Origin of the sequence: Shewanella saliphila (assembly GCF_014648295.1) — a bacterium.
GTDB classification, from domain to species: Bacteria; Pseudomonadota; Gammaproteobacteria; order Enterobacterales; family Shewanellaceae; genus Shewanella; species Shewanella saliphila.
Map to the genome: position 1 here is coordinate 80,166 of NZ_BMQV01000009.1, position 23,106 is coordinate 103,271.

A 23,106-nucleotide genomic window follows, 5' to 3' on the forward strand; every position below is an offset into this window, starting at 1 on the left:
TGATTCCATCGTTATGATGATTCGGTCAATTATACAAAAAAGGGTGATGACCTATGAGCAATGTAGATCTGTTGGGGCGCCGTAAGTTTATTGCTGGACTTGGTGTTGCTGCTGGTGCAGCAATGGTAGCTCCTGCAATGGCAGTGTCTGAAAAGGCTGACGGTGTTAAATGGGACAAAGAAGTCGAAGTCGTAATTATTGGTTCTGGCTTTGCCGGTTTAGCTGCTGCAATTGAAGCAACTAAGCTTGGTGCTAAAGATGTCCATATTTTTGAAAAAATGTCATATTTTGGTGGTAACTCGGCAATTAACGGTGGCTTATTTGCTGCGCCAGGTACACCAATGCAAAAGAAAGAAAACGTTGACGATTCTGTAGAAAGAATGGTTAATGACCAATTAGCTTCAGGCCGTGGTATTGCAGACGAAGGCTTATTACGCCATGTGGCATCACATGCACTAGAAGCATTACAAATGACACTAGATGCAGGTTCTGAATACCATCCGTACTTACAGCAACTAGGTGGTCACTCAGTAGCACGTACTTACCAAACTACAGTTAGCTGTGGTGCTGGTATTACTCAACCGCTATATAAAGAGTGTAAGCGTATTGGTGTTAATACTCACAACCGTTCAAAATTTGAAGGCTTCCTAGTCGGCAAAGATGGCAAAGTTGTTGGTGTTAAAATGCGTACTAACTACCACTTCAATGAAGATCAGCCTGGTGAAGTATTAAATATTCGCGCCAAAAAAGGTGTGATTATGGCGACTGGTGGTTTTGGTCAAAACGTTGATTTACGTATGGCGCAAGATCCAACATTAACAGCTGAAGTTGGTTGTACAAATGCTCCAGGTGCAACAGGCGAAGGCATGTTTGAAATGTTCCGTCTAGGTGCGATTCCTGTGCATTTAGCACACATCCAGTCTGGCCCTTGGGCATCACCTGATGAAGGTGGTTTTGGTTATGTGTCTAACTACTCTATCTATAACTTCCCTCATTCAATGGCTGTTAACCGTCTAACCGGTAAGCGCTTTATGAACGAAATTGCTGACCGTAAGACTCGTGCCGATGCAGAGCTTTCGTGCCGCAATGAAAAAGGCGAAGCATTACCTCCAATCTTAATCACTAGCTACAAGGATTCTAAAAAGCATCCAAACACTAAAAAAGTGATTAAGTACAATGTCGGCTGGAAATTCGACACCATTGAAGAACTTGCTAAGCATTTCGACGTGCCGCTAAAACCATTAAAAGCACAAATCGAAGAGTACAACAGCTATGTGAAATCTGGTGAAGATAAGCAGTTTGGCAAAAACATGACCAAGGCTAAAGATAAGTATATCGAAGCACCATTTACCGTGGTTCGTTTATGGCCAAAAGTGCACTATTGCCAAGGTGGTGTTCAGGTTAATGTTAAAGCGGAAGTAAAAGACAGCTTTACTGGTAAGTCAATTCCAGGCCTTTATGCAGCAGGCGAAGTTTGTGGTGGTATTCATGGCGTCAGCCGCTTAGGTAGTTGTTCAATTCCTGAGTGTATGGTGATGGGTATGACAGCCGCACGCAGCATCATGAAAGCGTAAATAGACCAGTAAACAAGAGGAATCATTAATGAAAAATTTTAATATTATACTTGCGCTGGTACTACTTGGATTAACCAGTTTATCAGTACAAGCGGTTGAAATCCGCGACTACCACAAAGACGTTATCGGTAAAGACTGCAAAGCATGTCATGACAATGGCATCAAGCAGTTCCCATCTGATGAGTCTTGCTTACAGTGTCATGATGTTGATGACCTAGCAAAACAAACGGCTAGAAGTGAAGAAGATAAGTGGCAAAACCCACATAACAACCTTCACTATGGTAAAGATTTACCTTGCCAAGAGTGTCACTCAGAGCATAAAACTAAGCAGCCATTATGCAGCAACTGTCATACGTTTAAATATGACAAGCATAAAGGATAATTAATAGTAATTATTTAATTACTAATAAAGCCACATGTTATTAATCAACGTGTGGCTTTTTTGTTTTACTCTCAAACTTATTACCTATTAACTTTTAATGCTTTATAAAATAACACTGTGTATGTTTGTGTTTTTATATTTTTATTACTTCATGGCGTTTTGTTTATTATTTTACTTTTAACTATTTAATGTTGTGGTTTATTAATGGTTGATAAATTTCATTTTCCTTATTTGGATGTGATTACCACTTTTATTTATTGAAGTGGGTTTGGCTCACAAATTTGTTTTGTTATGTTTAATTATTGTTTAAACATGGTTTGTTTAAATTTTTGGAATTAATTCCATCTGTACCATTTGTCTTGTTTAAAAATATAAATAAAGAGAAATGATATGAAATATAATGCACTTTTCATGATGATGATGTTATCGGGTTCAGCTGTGTCTGCTGAGTTACCTAGCTTTTTAGATGCAAATGATATTAATAATGCTGAGTTTACGTGTTTAGGGGACGCACCTCAGTATTCTGAAAAAGATCAAAAGTATGTAGATATTCTTTGGGATGAAACTCTGCAATATTTACAATCTTATGCCGTTGCATTAACCAATAGCGAAAACGGTCCATGCTTAAACTCAGACGAAGCCATGTATGACTCTACCGAAGGCGGTAAGAATATGTGCATCATGGATCGTCGAGACATGAAGCTATTAGTTAAAAATATTTACCAAGTGATTAATAACTCAACCGAAGCTAAAAAATGTTTTGGTGCTCGTGAAGATGTAAATTGGATTTATAGTCCAGGTGGAGAGCTAGCGCAAAAATCCCCCGTTGCAAAATGGCTTAATCGCACTACATTCGATACCTTCTTTGACACCAAAGTCACCAATAAAGATGTGCGTAAATTGGGTAAAGAATTTACTAAAAACTTTACCAAAATGGTGACAGGTGACGAAATTAAAATGCCTTCTGCATTTCCTACCGACATCAGTGCTAACACCTTGCCTAACTTATGGGCCGCGGCGGGTTGGTTCCCAATGTATGCCGAAGAAAGTAAACGTAATGACAAAAACTACAACAACATACGCGGTGGTTACGCTTATGCCGAAATCTTTGGTCACTGGGGGTTACTGCGCATCGACGAAATTAACAACCAAAAAGTGGGCGCTGAAATTGGCATGACCGTACAGTCGGTCGATACCCTTTATCCATATCATAACCATGCAATATCTGAAATTTATTACAACATGCGTGTACCAGCATGCGCCAATGAATTTAAGAGCTTTGCAGTGCGTGAAGATTCGCCATTACTCACTACCGTTAAGCAAGACGATAAAATGAGACAAGTGCAGTTTGATGCGGGTCAACACAATGGTCACACCATGTGGTTGTCTGGCAGCGCGGATATTGATCCGTTGATGTATTTCCATCAAAACACTATTCATGCGTTTGAGGTTGATGGCAGCTGTGAAGCCAAACCAGAAGAACGTGCAATCGTTTCTGTGTGGGCAAGAAGTAACGCCGACGACAAACGTAATGACTACGGTACAACATTATTGTGTGAGTCAGCTAAAAATCCAGGCACTCCAGCGCATAAAGATGAAGTTATTCAATGTGATTTAACCAAAAAGAAATGGTAACGACTGTTTTATAAATTATTACTTAAAATTAAATTGGAAATTATAATGAAATTACTAAAGCTTTCTTTATTATCAACCTTAGTGTCACTGTGTTTGGTTTCTACTTATTCTGCTGCACAAGATGCTGAAGATGGAATCGATGTTTCTGGAACATTAAGAGCTAATTATTCATATAAAGAATACAGTGAAAACTCAAAAGATAAATCAGGTGACTTAACATTTGAAATGGCATCAGTTAAGTTTAACGGTAAATTAGGTGATTGGGGGTTAGCATCTGAATATCGTTTTTATGATGGTTGGGAGGCATTACGGTATGGTTATGCTTTTTATGACTACTCACCAGAATGGCAAATTCAGTTTGGTATAAACCAGGTGCCTTTTGGTAACCCAGGATTTATTTCAAATAGTTTTTGGTTTGGCGTACCGTATTATTTAGGCTTTGAAGATGACTATGATACGGGTGTGAAAACCATCTACTCGAGCAATGGTTGGGGTACTGAGTTAGCATTTTATAAAAATGCTGAATACGGTGCCAGCCGTAATGAGCGTTATTCAACCGATTTGTATAGCGGAACCGTTAACGGCACTGAATATTATAACGAAGAAACCAATCAATTAAATATTCGTCAAACCTATGAAATGGCATACGAAGGCGGCAAAACCGTTGTTGGTGGCTCATTTGAGATTGGCCAGATTTACAATAGCAACACAGGTAACAACGGCGATCGCTATGCAATCGCGCTGCATTTAGACAGTAGCTATAACGGTTGGAATCTTCAGCTTCAGGCGATGCAATATGAATATGACGCTGCAGACTCTCTTGATGATAACAAAATTGCAGTAGCGGCTTATGCTTGGCAATACGAGATTGCTTCAAAAGCGCAAGCCTACAGTGTCAATGTGGCTAAAACCTTCACTACTAGCTGGGGCAGTGTCAAAGTGTACAACGACTTTGGTCTTGTGACGCCAGACGTAGACAATGACGATTACGATAACAGCTATCAAAATGTTACCGGTGTGGCATTATCGTCTGGCCCTACCTATACCATGATTGATTTTATCACGGGTAAAAACATGTACGCTTCAACGTTAGAAAACGGCCATATCGGCCTACCAGAAATTGGAGACGGCTGGGATTATCGCATCAATGTAAACTTTGGATACTATTTTTAAGTGTTAATTTAGCTTAAGTAAAAGTTATCTAAGTAAACCTTACGCAAGTAAATGCCAATCGTTTGATTGGCATTTTTATTGTGGCTCATTGACGATTGCTTGGCAGATATACTGCTTAAAAAGCCAACTGATATTCTCAGCTGGCTTTGTCGTTTAGATGCCTGCAACATTTCATGGGCATCGACGTTTAAGTCGGTCATGTTGGCGTGTATTTGTGTGCTTGGGGTAGCCTGCTTTAAAATCGGCCATGGTTGTTATCGATGGCGTTTTTGTTTGGCAGTGTAATGTTGTAAGCGGTTGATGAGTTTTTAATTAGAGGTTGATATGCAATTGTTGGTTATTGTTACTGTGTCAGCAGCATAATGACACAGTAAGACTTTTGCTAGAGAAGTGATATTTGAGTAATAACCAACAATGTGCAGCAAAACAATCCTAAGCGTTTAACTGGCCTTAACCATGTTCAATATGGGCTTGTCCAGTTGATAGCCTTTGTGTTCAACATTGGTTTTAATTAGGTCTATTAGCTGTTTAGTGGCATCGGTTTGGGTGTCAGGATTAAGGTATAACGACTCATTAAAAACGGGTAATGGTGGCAAGCCATGCTCAAGTGGGTCTAATACCTGCATTTTGTCGTTAATTCTAAATTCAGCGATAGGGGCAACAACCAAGTCATTTTCGACCGCCATAGACAGCGCTTGTGGCGATGGCGTTGACAGTAATACGTTGATAGGGCGCATCGATAACCGATGATTAGCAAATACCTGTGCCCGTATTGGGCAGTTTTCAGGGTATAAGCCCATCGGAATGGTTTTACGTAGATGGGCGTTACCGCCTGCTGCTGCAACCCATTTAAAGCGTCGGGTAAATAACAACTCACCATTAACCGGTAATTGCCAATGCGTAGCGACAATTACGTCAAACTCACCCTGATGTAACCGCTTGTATAAGTTACCGCTTACATCAGTGTCTATGACTAATTCAATACAGGTAAACTCACGAATAAACTCTAATAAGCAGCTGTTTAGGTAGCATTTTATAAAGTCTGTTGGCACACCAAGGCGAATAACTTCACGGTTGTGACACTCTTTTAATTCGTCGAGTGCCTGTGAGTTAAGTTGGATCATTTTGTAGGCATAGCTAAGTAAGGTTTCACCTGACTCAGTTAAGGTGGCACCTTTGTTGTCTCGAATGAGCAAAGATTGGCCGACACTTTCTTCAAGTTTTTTAACTTGCAGACTAAGTGTTGATTGGGTTCGGCAAATTTTATCGGCTGCTTTTGATAAGTTACCTGATTCAGCAACAGCGATAAAACTCTCTAACAATTCAATCTTTAACATAGGCTATTGAATAAGTTCATAGTGGTATCAGTATTACTCAATATGAGGTAGCTACAAAGCTTGTTATTATGTAAATGTGAAGTTACAGAGATTTTTATTGGAGTCTGTTATGACTAGCTGGGAAAAACGCGGTGACTATCTGATTGAAGTATCGCAACGTTGCTTAAAAGGCCACAAAACCTTTGATTTGTGCCGCTCACATTTAGTGCAAGCTAGTCAGATATCCAAAGGTACCATTTATAATCATTTTACCTCTGAAGCTGATCTTATCGTCGCGGTAGGGTGTGCAGATTATCGCTATTGGTTAGCGCAAGCTGAACAAGATACACAACAATACAGCGACCCTTATTTACGTTATATATTTCATCATTGTGAGCGTTTGTATCGTATTTTATCTGAGCAATCATTTGTGATTGCTAGAGTGATCCCTAATGAAGCGTTACTCTTGCAAGCCAGTGATTACTACCGTGAACGTTTTGAGCGCTTAAGTACACAATATAAGCAATGGAATGCACAGACGCTCAGTGAAATAGGTGAAATTAGAGGATTTGATCGTGGAGAGTTACTTTGCGATTATTTACGCGGCGCGATGATTAATAGCGATGATGCGCAAAAGCATTATAACGATGCCGAAATGTACTATCAGTTTAGCTTTGGTATGACCCAGTTAATGGGCCACTCACACAAACGCTCTCCCGGAGTAAAAGTGTTTTTACAATGGTTACAAGATAAAGAAGCCAGCAAAGTACTATCTTCATAAACGCGCAATGCATTAGCAGATTTTCTGCAATAAAAAAGCCGTGTTAATCCTAACACGGCTTTTTAATAGCTTAACCTGAGCTCAGGTTAGCTTACTTTATCTCATGGTGACGAACTCTTCAGCGCCAGTAGGGTGGATTGCCACCACTGAGTCGAAGTCTGCTTTGGTTGCGCCCATTTTCATCGCCACACCAAAGCCCTGGAGTATTTCGTCCATGCCAAAACCGATACCATGAACGCCGACAACCACTTCGTTTTCGCCGGCACACACTAGCTTCATCTTACACGCTTGGCGATGGCTGGTGACCGCGGTGTACATCGAGGTAAAGGTAGAGCTATAAACCTTGATGTTGTCCTGGCCGTATTTCTCAGCAGCTTCAGGTTCGGTTAACCCCATAGTGCCAATCACTGGGTGGCTAAAGACAACCGTAGGAATTAGGCTGTAATCCATTTTTGCGTTTGGCATATTGCCAAATAAACGCTCTGACAATAAACGACCCGCTTTAATGGCAACAGGGGTCAGTTCAACACCGCCCGCCATAATATCGCCCACACAATAAATACCTTTTGCAGTGGTATTTTGCTGTTCGTCAGTTATCACATAACCATTAGCATCAAGCTGTACATCGGTATGTTCTAAACCAATGTTACCCGTTGATGGTGAGCGGCCAATCGCCCAAATCAGGCAATCAATCGTTAAGCTTTCACCGTTTTCAAGGGCTAAGGTTAAGCTGCCATCAGCATTTTTGCTGACCGATTTTGGCACGCTATGAGTGTGTAATGTCGGGCCATCGGCAGCCATGGCTTCCACTAACCCGTCAATTAAAATAGGGTCAAAATTACGTAGTGGTGCATGTTTGCGAACCAACAAATGGGTTTCGCTGCCAAGTGCGTGTAATACACCGGCAACTTCTACAGCAATATAACCAGCGCCAACCACAGCCACGCGTTTTGGTTGCTCACGCAGGGCGAAGAAACCGTCTGAGTCGATACCGTATTCGGCACCAGGGATATCTGGAATAGTCGGTGCGCCACCAGTGGCCACAACAATATGATCCGCTGTGTAATGTTCACCATTCACTTCAATGGTGTTGTTATTAACAAAGCGGCCGTAACCATTAACTAGTGTCACTTTATTGTTTTCAAAACCACGGCCATAAGCCGCATGAATACGACTAATATAGGCTTCGCGGTTATCAACTAAAGTGTTCCAGTCGAATTTATTAACGGTGACATCAAAACCATAATCTTTGGCATATAAATTCATGGCTTCAGCGACGTGAGCGCCATACCACATGACTTTTTTAGGTACACAGCCTACGTTAACGCAAGTGCCGCCAACGTGCTTTGCTTCAATAACAAGTACTTTTGCGCCACGCATTGCTGCACGGTTTGCTGAGGCGATACCGCCACTACCTGCGCCAAGCGCGATATAGTCAAAATGTTGAGCCATGATGTTCTCCAATACGATTAATGCGCCCATTGTAGGGGGGATTGAGTTTGCAATCTAGTCGTTAAATATACACACGCGGTCGATCTGCTTAGCGCTTATACTGGCATGCACCTCGGTCAACGCTATTAGGGCCACTGCTTGCACACTTAAGACAGTCCCATTCTTGCTCTCTAATATCGATTTCATCTTGGTAATGACTAAATTGACTGTGTTGGGTTTGGCGCTGCTGGTTTTTGAGGTGTTTTATGCGGTTGTTAAGCCAGCGGCAATTTGGGTCATCTGCCATTGTGATACTGTCTTGGCGCGATGAAGATGTGGCTTTTGGAGTTGCATCGATATGCTGTTGTAAGCTAGGTTTAAGGTAGATGTCGTCGGCTCTGTACTCTAAGGCTGAACGAGTGTCGTCAGGCAGTTCAATCACATTCCCCTGGCTATCAATGACAGATTGCTGCGGTAAATCTTTGGCGTTGTCATTATTAAGCTGAGTGCTGTTATTGGCGGGTTTTGTGGTTAATTTACTGCGGTTTAACTGACTGAATTCGGCAGCAAAAATTATCGAACTGGGTAATAGCGTCGTTAGCAACACGCCACAAAATGCGGCATGTTGCACAGGGCGGGTCAGCATGTGCGGTCCTTGCGTGGTGATATATTGACCACTTAGTGTAGTCGCACAGTGCTAAAACGCGAGCCAATCACTACAGGATTAAAAGCCCCAACTCACCGCTATACCGGCATAGGTTTCGTCAAGACTGCCTTGCTGGCCGTCGGCCGCGGCTTGCTGTTTAATATCTTCTAGTGCAATGCTGTGGCTAATATGGGTCGCAAACATCAGGTTTTCACTAAATTGATATTCAGCTTCTAGACCAAATTGCACATGGTTAGTACCATCGTGTGCTTCACTGCTGTAACCAAAATCAAAGCCTTGCGAGACATAAGGTGTTAGCGTGAGTTGTGAATTGATCTCCCATGGGCTGTAAACGCTCAGGGTGACAAAGTAACCAGAGGCTTCAGTGGCATAAGTGTAGTTTACTACAGGCACTAGCCAGTCTAAGCCGTTATAAGTAATTGAACTAAAAAATTCATTGTCTGATGCGCGCTCATCACCATAAAACTCCAGGCGTTGATAGCCCAAAGTCGCTTCGATATCGTAGTCCAAATGCAATGTGTATTCTAAACCGGCATTCCACTCAGTGTAGTTGACTTGGTCTGCTCGTCCTACAACGGCATAAGCCACCATGTCATTGTGCTCAACACTTGCCACAGCCCAGGCAATGCCACCTTTATCTAAGTTATTGCGACCTTCAGTAATGTAATGGTTCTCCCAAACCAAATCTAAGGCAACATTTGGCTGAGTGTCCGTTTCAGCTAGTGCCGGCATGGCGGCCGTTAAACTTATCACCGCAAGAGTCGGTAAAAACACACAAGTGGCAAAATGTTTACGATGTACAGTACAAAAATCAAAAGTCATGTTTGTTTGGCTCATGGTAAAATATGGACTGAGAAACGATCTGGACGTGTATATTAGCTTATTAACAATAAAATTAAATGATAACCACTTTCATCTGAGATCTGCCTGTCAATATTAGCTTTGTAAACTAACAGTAAATAGCAAATGCGACTGTGGTCACTTCTTTTATCGTGTAAATACGTTAGGCGTTGGCGTGTGGGTCATGATTAATGCTGGGATATTATTGATTCACAATGGCGTAAAGCTTGAAAGCCAAGTAAATTGGCCCCATATCATTGCAATCGACACGAAATATTTTGAGGGATCTTTATGAGCAATCCACTGCTAAACAGCGCAGCATTACCCGAGTTTTCTAAAATTAAACCAGAACACATCCAGCCTGCGGTTGAGCAAGCCATTGCCAAGTGTCGCGATACCATTGAAGCTTTATTAGCTGACAACAGCCAATATACTTGGGATAACCTTATCGCCCCTCTTGAAGAAGTCGACGACGAATTAAGTAAAGTTTGGTCGCCAGTGTCGCACATGAACTCAGTTGTCAGCAGCGATGCATTGCGTGATGCACACGATGCCTGTTTACCGCTTTTATCTGATTACGGCACCTATGTTGGCCAGCATCAAGGCTTGTATCAAGCTTATAAATCAATTCATCAATCTGCTGAGTTTGCCGGGTTAACCCAAGCACAAAAAATGGTGATAGAGCAGAGCTTACGTGATTTTGAATTGTCGGGTATTGGCTTAGATGATGGCGAAAAAGTACGTTACGGTGAAATTGTTAAGCGTTTATCTGAGCTAACGAGCAATTTTTCTAACCAGCTATTAGACGCCACTGAAGCCTGGACCAAGTTGATTACCGACGAGGCTGACTTAGCGGGTTTACCTGAGTCGGCAGTGGCCGCAGCTAAAGCAATGGCTGAAGCCAAAGAGCTAAAAGGTTGGTTGTTTACCCTTGATTTTCCCTCTTATTTACCGGTGATGACCTACAGCGAAAACCGTGAGCTACGTGAAGAATGCTACCGTGCATTTGTCACCCGCGCCTCTGATCAAGGCCCAAATGCTGGCGAGTTTGATAACACCGACAACATGAACGAAATCGTGGCATTACGTCATGAGTTAGCCAATTTACTGGGTTTTGCCAGCTATGCTGATAAATCACTTGCCACCAAAATGGCAGAGTCACCAGAGCAGGTATTGGGCTTTTTAAATGAATTAGGCCAACGTTCAAAAGGTCAGGCGGCAACAGAATTGGCTGAACTACGCGCCTTTGCTAAAGAGCACTATGATGTCAGCGAAATGGCTTCATGGGATTTAAGTTTTTATGCCGAAAAACTGCAGCAACACAAGTATGAAGTGTCGCAGGAAATTTTACGTCCGTACTTCCCAGAAAACAAAGTCTTATCAGGCTTATTCTTTACCGTTAACAAGCTATTTGGCTTAAGCATTAAAGAGCAAAAAGGCGTTGATACCTGGCACAAAGACGTGCGCTTCTTTGATATTTTCGATGCCGATAACGTACACCGTGGCAGCTTTTATTTAGATTTATATGCTCGCAGCGGTAAACGTGGCGGCGCATGGATGGACGATTGTCGTGGCCGTCGTATTACCTCTACCGGTCTGCAAAAACCAGTGGCTTACTTAACCTGTAACTTTAATGGCCCAGTAGACGGCAAGCCGGCGTTATTTACCCACGACGAAGTCACTACGTTATTCCACGAGTTTGGCCATGGTATCCACCACATGCTAACCAAAGTCGATGTTGGCGGCGTATCGGGCATTAACGGTGTGCCTTGGGATGCCGTAGAGTTACCAAGTCAGTTTATGGAAAACTGGTGCTGGCAAGAAGAAGCCCTAGCGGAGATCTCTGGCCACTACGAAACTGGCGAGCCATTACCTAAAGCATTGCTCGACAAAATGTTAGCGGCAAAAAACTTCCAGTCAGGCATGATGATGGTACGCCAGCTTGAATTCTCGTTGTTCGATTTTAGAATGCATTATGAGTTTGACCCAGCAAAAGGTGTCGATATTCAAGGTATTTTAGATGAAGTACGCAGCCAAATCGCGGTATTAACCCCGCCAAGCTTTAACCGTTTCCAGCACGGTTTTGCCCACATTTTTGCCGGTGGATATGCTGCAGGGTATTACAGCTATAAATGGGCTGAAGTGTTATCGGCTGATGCGTTCTCACGTTTTGAAGACGAAGGCATCTTTAACCCGGAAACCGGTAAGAGCTTCTTAAATAACATTCTTGAAATGGGCGGAAGTGAAGAGCCAATGGAGCTATTTAAACGCTTTATGGGCCGCGAACCCAACACAGATGCATTACTGCGTCACAGTGGTATTGCCGCATAAATCATTAATGTTAACCTGTTAAAAACCGGCATTGATTGTCGGTTTTTTTATGCCTGCAATTTGATTTACTGGCGTCATTTGGGTTGGTAAATAAAGTGAGTTATCGTTTATCGATAATTTATTGTCGAATAAAAATAACTATGTTAACGTTAAATTAACATTAGCCAACCTTAGAAATATCATGGATAGAATTGTTTCACTCAGTAAATGGATTAAATTACTCATCGTTTTTTTAGCCTTACTACAAGCCAGTAGCTATTGCGGCACCATGATGTTCGGCGAGTTTCAAGCGGGCGAATATGTACTCACAATTGACTGGTGGGGCTGGTTTAGCAGTTACCTAGCCGTTGATTTTGGTAGCCCCTGGCAAGCTATTGCGCAAAGCCTTTATGATGCTGGCTTTCATCCAGGGTTAATTTTGGGCAGTGTTGAAATTCTGCCTTATCTGTTTATTTATTATTTTTTATATCAGTTATTCACTTTGTATCAACAGGGGCAGGTGTTCACCCCAGGTAATTTTCGTTGTTTAAGCAACATTGCTTTGGTCTTTTTAGCGTGGATTTTACTCAGTCTTTTCTACCCGATGATCATCGCCTTTTCACTGCACTTTAGCGGAACATCCAGTGCAGTTCCTGTGTATTTTAGTCTTGGCAGCCAGGAGCTCAAGTATGCGCTATTTGGGATGATTTTTTATTGTGTGGCCTGGGTGATGCAGCACGCGACTGAACTGCAACAAGAGGCGGAGTTAACCATTTAATGGCCATTATTATTGAGTTAGACGTGATGCTGGCAAAGCGCAAGATGAAGTCAACTGAGCTAGCAGAATTGGTCGGTATTACACCGCAAAATTTATCGGTATTACGCAGCGGCCGTGCTAAAGCGATTCGGTTTTCAACACTCGACGCCATTTGCCAGCACTTACAGTGCTCGCCAGGTGACATTTTAATCCACAAGGAAGATCAATAATTAAGGACAATAATATGCAAAATACAGTCAAAAAAATGATCACGGTGGCAATGATTAGCACGACTATGCTCATCATCTCTGGCTGCACCGTGCGCTTAAGTGAAGAGAGTTTTATTGCCAATGATAACGAGCCCGTAGCCTTTAGCGTTGAGTTCACTCAAACACTACAGCAAGCCATGCCGGATCATGTAATTACCCAGCTAAGTCTTGAGGCGAGCGATCACGTTAAGCTGAATGGCTTTTTTATTGATAACCGAAACAGCAACACAACCCTGGTGTTTTATCCGGGTAATGGCATGAAAATTCAGCCACATTGTTTGGCCGATCTAACGGCATTATCGGCGCTTAATACAGATATCTTAGTCATGGATCGCCGTGGTATTGGCGCCAGTGAAGGCAAACCACGGATTCACAATATTATCTTGGATGCCCAGCAACAGTTAGACTATATACAGAAACAATATCAACCCGAAAAAATCATATTACATGGTTACTCGTTAGGCAGTTTTATTGCCGCAGACTTAGCCAGAAATAATAAAATAGATGCATTGGTTTTACACGGCTCGGCCACCAATGCCGACGATTGGGTCGATGAAAAAACACCTTGGTATATGGCACCGTTTATGACGTTGGAAATGCCAGAAGATTTTCGTAAAACAGATAATAAGCAAGTGGTCGCGCAATATTATCAAGGGCCATTATTGGTGATTGCCGCAGAGGATGATGAAGAAGTGCCGCCAGAACTGTCAGAAAAACTGTTTGCTGCAAGCAAGTCTGCTAATAAGCAGTTCATTATGGTACCTAATGTCGGCCATCAAGGCATGCTAGAAGAGGCAACCACAATGCAGCAGTATCAAGCTTTTATTGATGAGCTTTGATTTGAGCGGAAAATTGGCATAAAAAAGAGGCGCAAATACGCCTCTAGGTTTGAAATGAATTAGGTTTTATTTACGCTAATTTCAAATCATACCGGTTGCGGTACATCACCATGTCTTCGATGGTGAGTACTGGCATATTGTGCTTTACACCAAATGCGACAATTTCAGGCGCTTTGGCCATGCTGCCGTCTTCGTTGGTGAGTTCACATAACACGCCAGCAGGCATTAAGCCGGCCATTTGCATTAAATCTACTGTACCTTCAGTGTGACCACGACGAGACATTACCCCGCCAGCGCGAGCGCGTAGCGGAAATACGTGTCCTGGGCGCGCTAAGTCTGAGGCTTTAGCATCACGATTAGCGGCCGTTTTAATGGTGGTAACACGGTCTTGAGCTGAAACGCCCGTGGTAACGCCTACTTTAGCTTCAATCGACACAGTAAATGCGGTTTGGTTTGCACTGTTGTTGTCGGCAACCATCGGTGGCAATTCAAGTTTGTTGGCGTGATCGTCGGTTAAGCATAAACACACAATACCGCTGCATTCGCGGATCATTAATGCCATTTGGGCTGTGGTTAAATGCTCAACTGAGTAAATAATATCGCCTTCGTTTTCGCGATCTTCATCGTCTAGTAATAATACGCCGCGGCCTTCTCTAAGCGCTGCAAGGGCATTTTCGACACGGGTGATAGGTTCGCCAAATTCGGCAAGTAGTGAAAGCTGATTCATGGTTGTACTCCTAAAATGACCAGAATCAGGGCTTGTAAAGAGGGATATAAATCCAAAACAAATTGCATCAAAAAGCCGTGGGCTGATTGATGTATCTCCATTCTCTCTCATCCGGACTATAACCGTCGGCTCTGGACTGTTAGACATTACCTTTAAGCAATACTAAGTCACCAGATCTGCTGACCTCGACGAATCGAGCGCTCGCGGGCTTACTTTTTCAAGTTTACCGCCGGTGGGGAATTGCGCCCCGCCCTGAGAATTATAAATAATGTTGTTTGCGTTGCTCATCTTGTGAGTGTCTTAAAACACCAACAAGATAAAACCGCGTTGCTATGGTAATCAGTTCAGTCACAGATGAAAAGGGGGATAAGTCGCAAAAAGAGTAACAAAACAAACAATAGGCCTAAACGTACAGCATAAAACTCATGTTAAATGGCGCTGGTACCCTTGCTCACTGGTATGACCTTTGTTAGCCTGTCGCGCTAACAATAGGAGTAGTGGTAAATGAATCTGTATTTTCGTTTTGCGTTGTTGTTTTTATGGCGAATAGGCCATTGCAAACGTATTGATTTTTTAGGCACCAGTAAAATTAACTATCGGGTTTTGCCGTTAGATTGCGACATCAACTTACATTTAACCAATTCGCGCTATCCGGCCTTTATGGATTTAGCCCGTACGTACATGATCGCCGAAATTGGTTTAATGAAGCAGTTTTTAAAGAACAAATGGCTACCTATCGTCAATGCCGCTGAGTTTACTTATATCCGCGATATTAAACCGTTTGAAAAGTTTACTATCGAAACCAAAATTGTCGGTTGGGATGAAAAATACTTCTATATTGAGCACCGCATGGTGACCGCACGCGGCTTACATTGTATCGCCCATGTGCGCGGGGTGTTTATGTGTCGTGGTAAGCAAGTGCCTCTCGAAACCTTAATTACGGCAGCGGGTTACACCGGTGACATGCCTGAACTGCCGGCCGAAGTCGTTAAATGGAAACAGTTTTTACAGCTTAAAAAAGAGCGTAATATTTAAGGCTTTCGTATACAACGTAGTTATTGTTAAGGACATCCTGTGGCAACATTAGAAAAATTCAGTGATATTTGGGCGCGAGCTTGCGAGCGTAAAGGCGGACCTGCAATCGTGAACTCGTTATTACCCGACACGTTAAGCGCCGAAGACATCAGTGAGTATTCCGATGCACAATTGTTGTCTGTCATCAGCAAGCGGGTGTTTCAAAGTGGTTTTGTGTGGCGCGTGGTCGACAATAAATGGCCTGCTTATGAAAAAGCGTTTTTTGACTTTGAGCCCATGAAAGTCCTGATGCTATCTCCAGATCAAATTCAACAACGCGCTAGCGATCCCACGCTGATCCGCCATCAAAAGAAAACCCAGGCCATTGTTGATAATGCCTATATGATCCAGAAAATCAACGCGGAACACGGCAGTTTTGCTGAATTTATTGCCAATTGGCCAACCGACGACATTACCGGTTTATGGCAAGTGCTTAAAAAACGCGGTGCTCGTTTAGGAGGCAATACTGGGCCATACTTTTTGCGCGCGATTGGTAAAGACACCTTTTTACTTAGCCAAGATGTGCAGGCGTATTTAACCGCTCGTAAGGTGGTTGATGCTGGCTTTACCTCGAAAACGGCATTACGCCAAACGCAAGCAGCGTTTAATCATTGGCAACAAGAATCTGGCAAGAGCTTGGCTGAAATCAGCCGGGTGATTTCTTTGGGTGTGGGCGACAATAGGGTGTAGTCGATATCAGGGTCTATTACACTTGATAACGGCTTAAAAACACTTTAACGACTTCTGCCGCGTGCTGGTCTTTTTCTTCGTCAGTTAACGGCTCGATAATTTGGAAAATTAATGGCCAAAAACATTGGCCTTTAATTAAGCTTTGCACATGGGTTTGTGCCTGTTCAATATCATCTACCTTAATTCGACCATCTTTGTCGGCCGCTTTTATCCAACGTAAAATCGCTGTTTCTTCTTTAATGATTCTTTGGATTTCTTGCTGCATTTCAGATGTATAAAACAAGTGACCAATCACCATCCGCGACACTTCAATGTGCTCTTCTGACTGAATATAATCTATATCACAGCGTATTAATTGTTGTAACTGCGGTGCCAGCGGTGTGTTTGGATCATAAGGTTCAGAAGGTTGTGATAATGCCTGTTGCCATAAATCGGTCATCAAGGTCATCACTAGCGCTTCTTTAGTGGCAAAGTGATTGTAAACCGTGCGTTTTGATACCCCTGCCACTTCGGCTAATTTGTCCATACTCGTTGCAGTAACCCCTAATGCTTTAAAGGTTGTTCTGGCGGCTTCAAGAATGGCCGCACGTTTAATTTGGCTACGAGTTTGTTTTTCAGGTTTCATAACGGCCACAATAATAAGGTTGATTTAAGATATTTTACACTGAGCAGTTTACTTTTCAATGGTAGATTATTAAACTACACCGTGTAGTTTACTCGATGGGTGGCATAGATGAAATTATTAACCGGTATTATGCTTGGTGTGTTGTTGTTAATTGCCATTGTTTGGCTAAGCAAAACCTGGTCTAGTGCCAATAAAAGTAAGCCATTTACCAATAGCGAAAAAGTATATCAAGCAGGGTTAAGCAGTTTATGGCCAATCGCTAAAGCTTATTGGCACACCCAGCGCAAAGCGCCTGCCCCTAAAAATGACGTCCCTTTAACCACATTAACTGCTGACATATTGGCACAAACTACTGAAGATGCCGTTTATCGATTGGGCCATTCAACCATACTAATGCGTATTGACGGTGAGTATGTGTTAATCGATCCGGTATTTAGTGAGCGTGCATCGCCTGCACAATGGGCTGGGCCAAAACGTTTTCATCAATCGCCGATCAGTATTGCTGAGTTGCCGAACATAAAAGCTGTCGTGATTAGCCATGATCATTACGATCACCTTGATAGAGCCGCCATTGAACAGCTCATCTCTAAAGTAGAGCATTTTATTACCCCTTTAAAAGTGGGTGACTACTTAACGGATTGGGGCGTCGACCCTATTCAAGTCACTGAGCTTGAATGGTGGCAGTCGGTTGAGTTAAATGGCCTCAATATTACCGCCACACCGGCGCAGCATTTTTCTGGTCGAGGTTTATTAGATCGCGACCACACATTGTGGGCCAGTTGGGTTATTCAAGGTTTGCATCATAAAGTCTTTTTTAGTGGTGACAGTGGCTACTTTAATGGTTTTAAACAAATTGGTGATTTATACGGACCATTTGATTTAAGCATGATTGAAACAGGCGCCTATAATGAATTGTGGAGTGACATCCATATGTTGCCAGAGCAAAGCATACAAGCGCATATTGATATTAATGCCAAAGCGATGATGCCGGTACATAACGGCACGTTTGATTTGGCGCTGCATGACTGGTTTGAACCTTTTGAGCGTATTAATCAGTTAGCAAAACAGCATAATGTGACTTTGTTGACCCCTCAATTTGGCCAGGCTGTGACGCTGGCTAATCCGCAAGCCAGTGAGCGTTGGTGGCGACCCATGATGGCAGAGAGCCAAAACATGGATGAATTAAATAAGGTTGTCACGAATAACAATTAAATTATGTTGGTAATGAAATCGTTTAACACTATACTAGCATAGTTGACTTTATCAACATCCTGACCAGTAATATATGTGATCGTAAATTGAACTCGTTTTGTTTAATTAATACTATTAACTAAACACTTAGTGAATAAATTGCACATATATTACCTAAGCTTATTATTTCTTTACAATTTAGTACATTAGACTTTGTTGTTTGAATTTTGTACTTGTGCGATAAAGAGCGCAGAATATTTAACAGTTTAATTTTTAGCTATTTTCAAATGAGTTACTCAAGGTTGAGACACCATTATGAAAATACACCAAAGTAGGAGCACCCATGCACAAAGCATTGAAAGTCGCTGCAGTTATCTCTGCCGCATTATGGATTACCGCTTGTGGCAAAGGGGAGGAAGCCGCTCAGGCACAACAGCAGCAACCACCTTCTCCGGTAGGCGTCATTACCGTTGAGGAGATATCACAAGCAATTACGGTCGAATTACCAGGTCGTAGCCGCGCGTTTTTAGAAGCAGAAGTGCGCCCACAAGTATCAGGTATTATCACCAAGCGGGCGTTTACCGAAGGCAGTGAAGTGACTCAAGGCCAGTCGCTTTATCAAATCGACTCAGCCACATACAAAGCTGCGTTAATCAGTGCAGAAGCTGACTTAGCCAGCGCCAATGCAGCATTAGCATCAGCTAAAGCAAAAGCGGACCGTTATGCCAAATTAGTTAAAACCAATGCGGTGAGTAAGCAAGATTTTGACGAAACCGAAGCTGCTTATAAAGAAGCACAAGCAGCAGTTACTGTGGCTAAAGCGGCGATTAATACCGCCAATATTAATCTTGAATACACTGAGGTTAAAGCGCCGATTTCAGGTCGCATTGGTAAGTCATCTGTTACTGCTGGCGCCTTGGTTACCGCAAATCAAAGCAATACGCTTGCAACGATTCAGCAACTTGATCCTATTAATGTCGACATCGTCCAGTCAAGTGCGCAACTACTGCGTTTAAAAGCCAATTTACGTTCTGGGCAATTGCTTAAAAGTGATAATGCCAAAGTATCGTTGATGCTTGAAGATGGCAGCACTTATGACTATGAAGGCACATTACAGTTTGCCGAAGTCAATGTAGACGAAACCACGGGCTCAGTGACGTTACGTGCAGAGTTTCCCAATCCCGATGGCACCTTATTACCTGGCATGTATGTGCGTGCCCAGTTAAATGCTGGCCAAGACCCACACGCTATTTTAGTGCCTCAACGTGCTATTACCCGTAATACAAAAGGTCAAGCTGTTGCCATGGTGGTTAATAAAGACAGCAAAGCTGAAATGCGCGTAGTCAAAACAGCTGAAGTTATCGATAACCAATGGCGTATTGTTGACGGTCTGGCCGCTGGCGATAAATTGATTATCGAAGGACTGCAAAAAATCCGCGCTGGTGCACCTGTGTCACCAACAGAGTTAACGGCTGACCAACCACAACAGTAGGGATAAATTATGGCTCGCTTTTTTATTGATCGCCCAATTTTTGCCTGGGTGATCGCAATATTAATTATGCTTGCAGGTGTGTTGGCCATTAAAGGTCTGCCGATTGCTCAGTACCCTAGTATTGCGCCGCCTACAGTGGTGATCAGTGCTTATTATCCTGGTGCGTCTGCCAAAACCATGGAAGACACGGTGACTCAGGTGATTGAACAGCGTATGACTGGGCTTGACCATTTGCGTTATATCTCATCTACCAGTGACAGTTTTGGTAATGCATCGATTACCTTAACCTTCAATGCTGAAGCCGATCCTGATATTGCCCAAGTACAGGTACAAAACAAATTACAAGCCGCGACCCCATTGTTACCGACGGAAGTGCAGCAACAAGGTGTAACTGTTAACAAGTCTACGACAGGCTTTTTGATGGTGCTTGGCTTTGTGTCTGAAGATGGCTCAATGGGTAAAAGTGATATTTCAGACTATGTTGCTGCTAATATTCAAGATCCAATGAGCCGGGTACCAGGAGTGGGGGAAATCACACTGTTTGGCGCCCAGTATGCGATGCGTATTTGGCTCGACCCACTGAAATTAAACCAATACAACTTAACCAGCATTGATGTGACTGCAGCCATTAGTGAGCAAAACGCGCAAATATCAGCTGGTCAACTCGGTGGTGCGCCCTCAGTCGTTGGGCAAGAGCTCAACGCAACCATTACCGCACAAAGTCGATTACAAACACCAGAACAATTTAGACGCATTATTATTAAATCTGATTCATCAGGTGCCAATGTGTACCTTGAAGATGTGGCAAAAGTCGAATTGGGCGCAGAAAGCTACACGGTTGATTCGTATTACAACGGCAAGCCTGCTTCAGGTTTGGCATTTAGTTTAGCAACAGGTGCTAATGCGCTCGATACTGCTGAAGCGATTAAAGCCAAAATAAACGAGATGAAAGACTTTTTCCCGCAGGGACTAAAAGTAGTTTATCCCTATGACACCACGCCGTTTGTTGAGCAATCCATTGAAGGTGTAGTGCACACATTAATAGAAGCCGTTGTATTGGTATTCTTGATTATGTATTTGTTCCTGCAAAATTTTAGGGCCACACTTATCCCAACGATTGCGGTACCTGTGGTATTGCTTGGTACGTTTGCAGTATTGTCGGCATCGGGCTTTACCATTAACACCTTAACCATGTTTGCCATGGTACTGGCCATTGGTTTGTTGGTGGACGATGCGATTGTTGTGGTGGAAAACGTTGAACGAGTGATGTCTGAAGATGGCTTAAGTCCACTTGAAGCCACCCGCAAGTCAATGGACCAAATCACCAGCGCCCTAGTAGGTATTGGTTTAACGCTATCTGCTGTGTTTGTGCCTATGGCCTTTATGTCCGGCTCAACGGGGGTTATTTATCGCCAGTTCTCGATTACGATTGTGTCGGCTATGGCGTTATCTGTGTTTGTGGCAATTGTATTAACACCGGCACTATGCGCCACCATGTTAAAGCCAATCAAAAAAGGCCATACCCATGTTGAAACCGGTTTCTTTGGCTGGTTTAACCGTAAATTTGATGCAATGACATCGCGTTACGAATCCAGTGTTGGCAGTATTTTAAAGCGCTCGTTCAGAGTAATGCTGATTTACATTGGTTTGGTTATTGCGGTGGGGTGGATCTTCTTACGTATGCCAACGGCATTCTTGCCCGATGAAGACCAAGGTATTTTGTTTACTCAAACCATCTTGCCAACAAACTCAACCCAGGAAAGTACTGTTAAAGTACTTAAAGAGATTAATGACTATTACCTCACAGAGGAAAAAGACATCGTTAATTCTGTGTTTACCGTTGCGGGCTTTAGTTTTGCCGGTTCTGGTCAAAATATGGGGCTTGCGTTTGTGAACTTAAAAGATTGGTCAACTCGTGAAGCACCTGGTGAAGATGTTCAGTCATTGGCTGGTCGTGCAATGGGGCGCTTTATGCAATTGAAAGAAGCCTTTGTGTTCGCTTTTGTACCACCCTCAGTGATTGAGTTAGGTAACGCTACCGGCTTTGATTTGTATCTCAAAGACTTGAATGGCCAGGGCCATAACAGCTTGATTGAGGCACGTAACCAATTGTTGGGTATGGCTGCACAAAACCCTAACTTAGTAGGTGTAAGACCAAACGGTCAAGAAGATGCACCTATGTATCAAGTTAATGTTGATCACGGCAAGCTACGCGCGCTAGATATTGATATCAATAGCGTTAACAGCGTAATGGCAACCGCTTTAGGTGGTAGTTACGTTAACGACTTTATTGACCGTGGCCGTGTGAAAAAAGTGTATGTACAAGGTGAAGCTAAATACCGTATGCAACCAAGCGATTTAGATTCCTGGTATGTGCGCAATAGCCATGGTGAAATGGTGCCATTCTCAGCATTTTCAACCGGCTCTTGGGATTTTGGCTCGCCTCAGCTACAACGTTTTAATGGTGTGCCAGCGGTTAATATTCAAGGCGCGACTGTACCGGGTTACAGTACGGGTGCGGCCATGGATGCAATTGAGGAAATGGCTAAACAGTTGCCTCCGGGTTACGGCATTGAATGGAATGGCTTGTCATACGAAGAACGTTTGTCGGGCAACCAGGCGCCAGCCTTATATGCACTGTCTATCATGATTGTATTCTTGGTACTGGCGGCATTGTACGAGAGTTGGTCGGTGCCACTGTCGGTGATTCTTGTGGTGCCACTGGGTATTATCGGTGCATTACTTGCCATGAACGGTCGTGACTTGCCTAACGACGTATTCTTCCAAGTGGGCTTGTTAACCACGGTTGGGTTGGCAACTAAAAATGCCATCTTGATTGTTGAGTTTGCCAAAGAATACTACGAAAAAGGCTCAGGTTTAATTGAGGCAACATTGCACGCTGTAAGAGTGCGTTTGCGTCCAATCTTAATGACGTCACTGGCCTTTGGTTTAGGTGTTGTGCCATTAGCGATTAGCTCGGGTGTAGGTTCAGGCAGTCAAAACGCCATTGGTACAGCGGTACTGGGCGGAATGATGTCATCAACATTCCTAGGTATCTTCTTCGTGCCGTTATTCTTTGTGGTGGTTGAGCGTATATTCAGTAAACGTGAAAAAGCCACCGAAGTAGATGATGAACAAGTGGATAACGACAGAAAGTCGATTTAATCAGTAAGTGATCATTGTTTAAAGCCCAGCCTAGCTGGGCTTTTTTATACCTGTAACAATATAATCTGCTTATCGGATTAAAAGCGATTTAACTGTGCATAAATGATCTTTAAAGGCAGTTAATTGACTCTTTTTAAAAGAGTAAACTTAAATTGTGTCTAAAAAATA

The 23,106-nt window shown here is 42.9% G+C and carries 21 protein-coding genes and 1 riboswitch; of the genes, 14 read left to right on the top strand and 7 right to left on the bottom strand.

Annotation, left to right across the window (positions count from 1 at the left end):
* Positions 1-53 precede the first annotated feature (53 nt).
* The 4 genes from ardA to IEY48_RS06785 all read left to right on the top strand — a co-directional run bounded on the left by ardA (position 54) and on the right by IEY48_RS06785 (position 4,764).
* On the top strand, positions 54-1,574 hold the full coding sequence (gene ardA, locus IEY48_RS06770) for an acrylate reductase flavoprotein subunit ArdA (protein WP_188918559.1): 1,521 nt from the start codon (positions 54-56) through the stop codon (positions 1,572-1,574).
* Between the two features lie 28 nt (positions 1,575-1,602).
* The gene (gene ardB, locus IEY48_RS06775; RefSeq protein ID WP_188918561.1) at positions 1,603-1,956 is read left to right on the top strand and encodes an acrylate reductase cytochrome subunit ArdB; all 354 of its coding nucleotides are present in this window, start codon (positions 1,603-1,605) and stop codon (positions 1,954-1,956) included.
* 390 nt (positions 1,957-2,346) lie between these two features.
* The gene (gene dddY / locus IEY48_RS06780; protein WP_188918563.1) at positions 2,347-3,591 is read left to right on the top strand and encodes a dimethylsulfoniopropionate lyase DddY; all 1,245 of its coding nucleotides are present in this window, start codon (positions 2,347-2,349) and stop codon (positions 3,589-3,591) included.
* A 45-nt stretch (positions 3,592-3,636) separates the two neighbouring features.
* Positions 3,637-4,764, top strand: coding sequence for a hypothetical protein (locus IEY48_RS06785; protein ID WP_188918565.1), 1,128 nt, complete (start codon positions 3,637-3,639; stop codon positions 4,762-4,764).
* A gap of 8 nt (positions 4,765-4,772) precedes the next feature.
* On the opposite strand, the gene IEY48_RS20405 is transcribed toward IEY48_RS06785, so the two are convergent.
* Positions 4,773-4,964 (bottom strand): hypothetical protein, encoded by a 192-nt coding sequence (locus IEY48_RS20405; protein ID WP_229786345.1) that lies wholly within the window; start codon positions 4,962-4,964, stop codon positions 4,773-4,775.
* 240 nt (positions 4,965-5,204) lie between these two features.
* On the bottom strand, positions 5,205-6,101 hold the full coding sequence (locus IEY48_RS06795; RefSeq protein ID WP_188918569.1) for a LysR family transcriptional regulator: 897 nt from the start codon (positions 6,099-6,101) through the stop codon (positions 5,205-5,207).
* 109 nt (positions 6,102-6,210) lie between these two features.
* Here IEY48_RS06795 and IEY48_RS06800 point away from each other — a divergent pair, with 109 nt between their 5' ends.
* Positions 6,211-6,861 carry a TetR/AcrR family transcriptional regulator gene (locus IEY48_RS06800; protein ID WP_188918571.1) on the top strand — a complete coding sequence of 217 codons (651 nt, stop codon included), beginning with the start codon at positions 6,211-6,213 and terminating at the stop codon, positions 6,859-6,861.
* 96 nt (positions 6,862-6,957) lie between these two features.
* Here IEY48_RS06800 and gorA read toward each other — a convergent pair whose 3' ends face one another.
* From gorA to IEY48_RS06815, 3 genes are all read right to left on the bottom strand, one after another.
* The gene (gorA, locus tag IEY48_RS06805; RefSeq protein WP_188918573.1) at positions 6,958-8,313 is read right to left on the bottom strand and encodes a glutathione-disulfide reductase; all 1,356 of its coding nucleotides are present in this window, start codon (positions 8,311-8,313) and stop codon (positions 6,958-6,960) included.
* Between the two features lie 88 nt (positions 8,314-8,401).
* A complete protein-coding gene (locus IEY48_RS06810; protein WP_188918575.1) occupies positions 8,402-8,938 on the bottom strand; it encodes a hypothetical protein in 537 nt (178 codons plus the stop codon).
* 78 nt (positions 8,939-9,016) lie between these two features.
* Positions 9,017-9,781 carry a hypothetical protein gene (locus tag IEY48_RS06815; protein WP_229786346.1) on the bottom strand — a complete coding sequence of 255 codons (765 nt, stop codon included), beginning with the start codon at positions 9,779-9,781 and terminating at the stop codon, positions 9,017-9,019.
* A 309-nt stretch (positions 9,782-10,090) separates the two neighbouring features.
* On the opposite strand from IEY48_RS06815, the gene prlC reads away from it, so the two are divergent.
* The 4 genes from prlC to IEY48_RS06835 all read left to right on the top strand — a co-directional run bounded on the left by prlC (position 10,091) and on the right by IEY48_RS06835 (position 13,974).
* Positions 10,091-12,130, top strand: coding sequence for an oligopeptidase A (gene prlC, locus IEY48_RS06820; protein WP_188918579.1), 2,040 nt, complete (start codon positions 10,091-10,093; stop codon positions 12,128-12,130).
* Between the two features lie 181 nt (positions 12,131-12,311).
* Positions 12,312-12,887 carry a DUF2975 domain-containing protein gene (locus IEY48_RS06825; RefSeq protein ID WP_188918581.1) on the top strand — a complete coding sequence of 192 codons (576 nt, stop codon included), beginning with the start codon at positions 12,312-12,314 and terminating at the stop codon, positions 12,885-12,887.
* Positions 12,887-13,096 carry a helix-turn-helix domain-containing protein gene (locus IEY48_RS06830; protein WP_160052104.1) on the top strand — a complete coding sequence of 70 codons (210 nt, stop codon included), beginning with the start codon at positions 12,887-12,889 and terminating at the stop codon, positions 13,094-13,096. The genes IEY48_RS06825 and IEY48_RS06830 overlap by 1 nt, the downstream gene beginning before the upstream one ends.
* Positions 13,097-13,110: 14 nt before the next feature.
* Positions 13,111-13,974, top strand: a complete 864-nt coding sequence (locus tag IEY48_RS06835) for an alpha/beta hydrolase (RefSeq protein WP_188918583.1) — start codon at positions 13,111-13,113, stop codon at positions 13,972-13,974.
* 70 nt (positions 13,975-14,044) lie between these two features.
* Here IEY48_RS06835 and ribB read toward each other — a convergent pair whose 3' ends face one another.
* Entirely contained in the window at positions 14,045-14,701 is a 657-nt protein-coding gene (ribB, locus tag IEY48_RS06840; protein WP_188918585.1) for a 3,4-dihydroxy-2-butanone-4-phosphate synthase, read from the bottom strand.
* Positions 14,702-14,796: 95 nt separating this feature from the next.
* A riboswitch (FMN riboswitch) is annotated at positions 14,797-14,965 on the bottom strand.
* Between the two features lie 240 nt (positions 14,966-15,205).
* Here ribB and IEY48_RS06845 point away from each other — a divergent pair.
* Both IEY48_RS06845 and IEY48_RS06850 read left to right on the top strand, forming a co-directional pair.
* Complete coding sequence (locus IEY48_RS06845) at positions 15,206-15,736, top strand: thioesterase family protein (RefSeq protein ID WP_188918587.1); 531 nt, start codon at positions 15,206-15,208, stop codon at positions 15,734-15,736.
* 39 nt (positions 15,737-15,775) lie between these two features.
* Positions 15,776-16,465, top strand: coding sequence for a DNA-3-methyladenine glycosylase I (locus IEY48_RS06850; RefSeq protein WP_188918589.1), 690 nt, complete (start codon positions 15,776-15,778; stop codon positions 16,463-16,465).
* Between the two features lie 16 nt (positions 16,466-16,481).
* Here the strand turns inward: IEY48_RS06850 and IEY48_RS06855 are convergent, their stop codons facing one another.
* Positions 16,482-17,090, bottom strand: coding sequence for a TetR/AcrR family transcriptional regulator (locus IEY48_RS06855; protein ID WP_188918591.1), 609 nt, complete (start codon positions 17,088-17,090; stop codon positions 16,482-16,484).
* Between the two features lie 108 nt (positions 17,091-17,198).
* Here IEY48_RS06855 and IEY48_RS06860 point away from each other — a divergent pair, with 108 nt between their 5' ends.
* The 3 genes from IEY48_RS06860 (at position 17,199) to IEY48_RS06870 (ending at position 22,938) form a co-directional block, all read left to right on the top strand.
* Entirely contained in the window at positions 17,199-18,302 is a 1,104-nt protein-coding gene (locus tag IEY48_RS06860) for an MBL fold metallo-hydrolase (RefSeq protein WP_188918593.1), read from the top strand.
* 322 nt (positions 18,303-18,624) lie between these two features.
* Positions 18,625-19,773: an efflux RND transporter periplasmic adaptor subunit gene (locus IEY48_RS06865; protein ID WP_188918595.1), complete on the top strand. Its 1,149-nt coding sequence runs from the start codon at positions 18,625-18,627 to the stop codon at positions 19,771-19,773.
* A gap of 9 nt (positions 19,774-19,782) precedes the next feature.
* Entirely contained in the window at positions 19,783-22,938 is a 3,156-nt protein-coding gene (locus IEY48_RS06870; RefSeq protein ID WP_188918597.1) for an efflux RND transporter permease subunit, read from the top strand.
* The last annotated feature ends 168 nt before the right edge of the window (positions 22,939-23,106 follow it).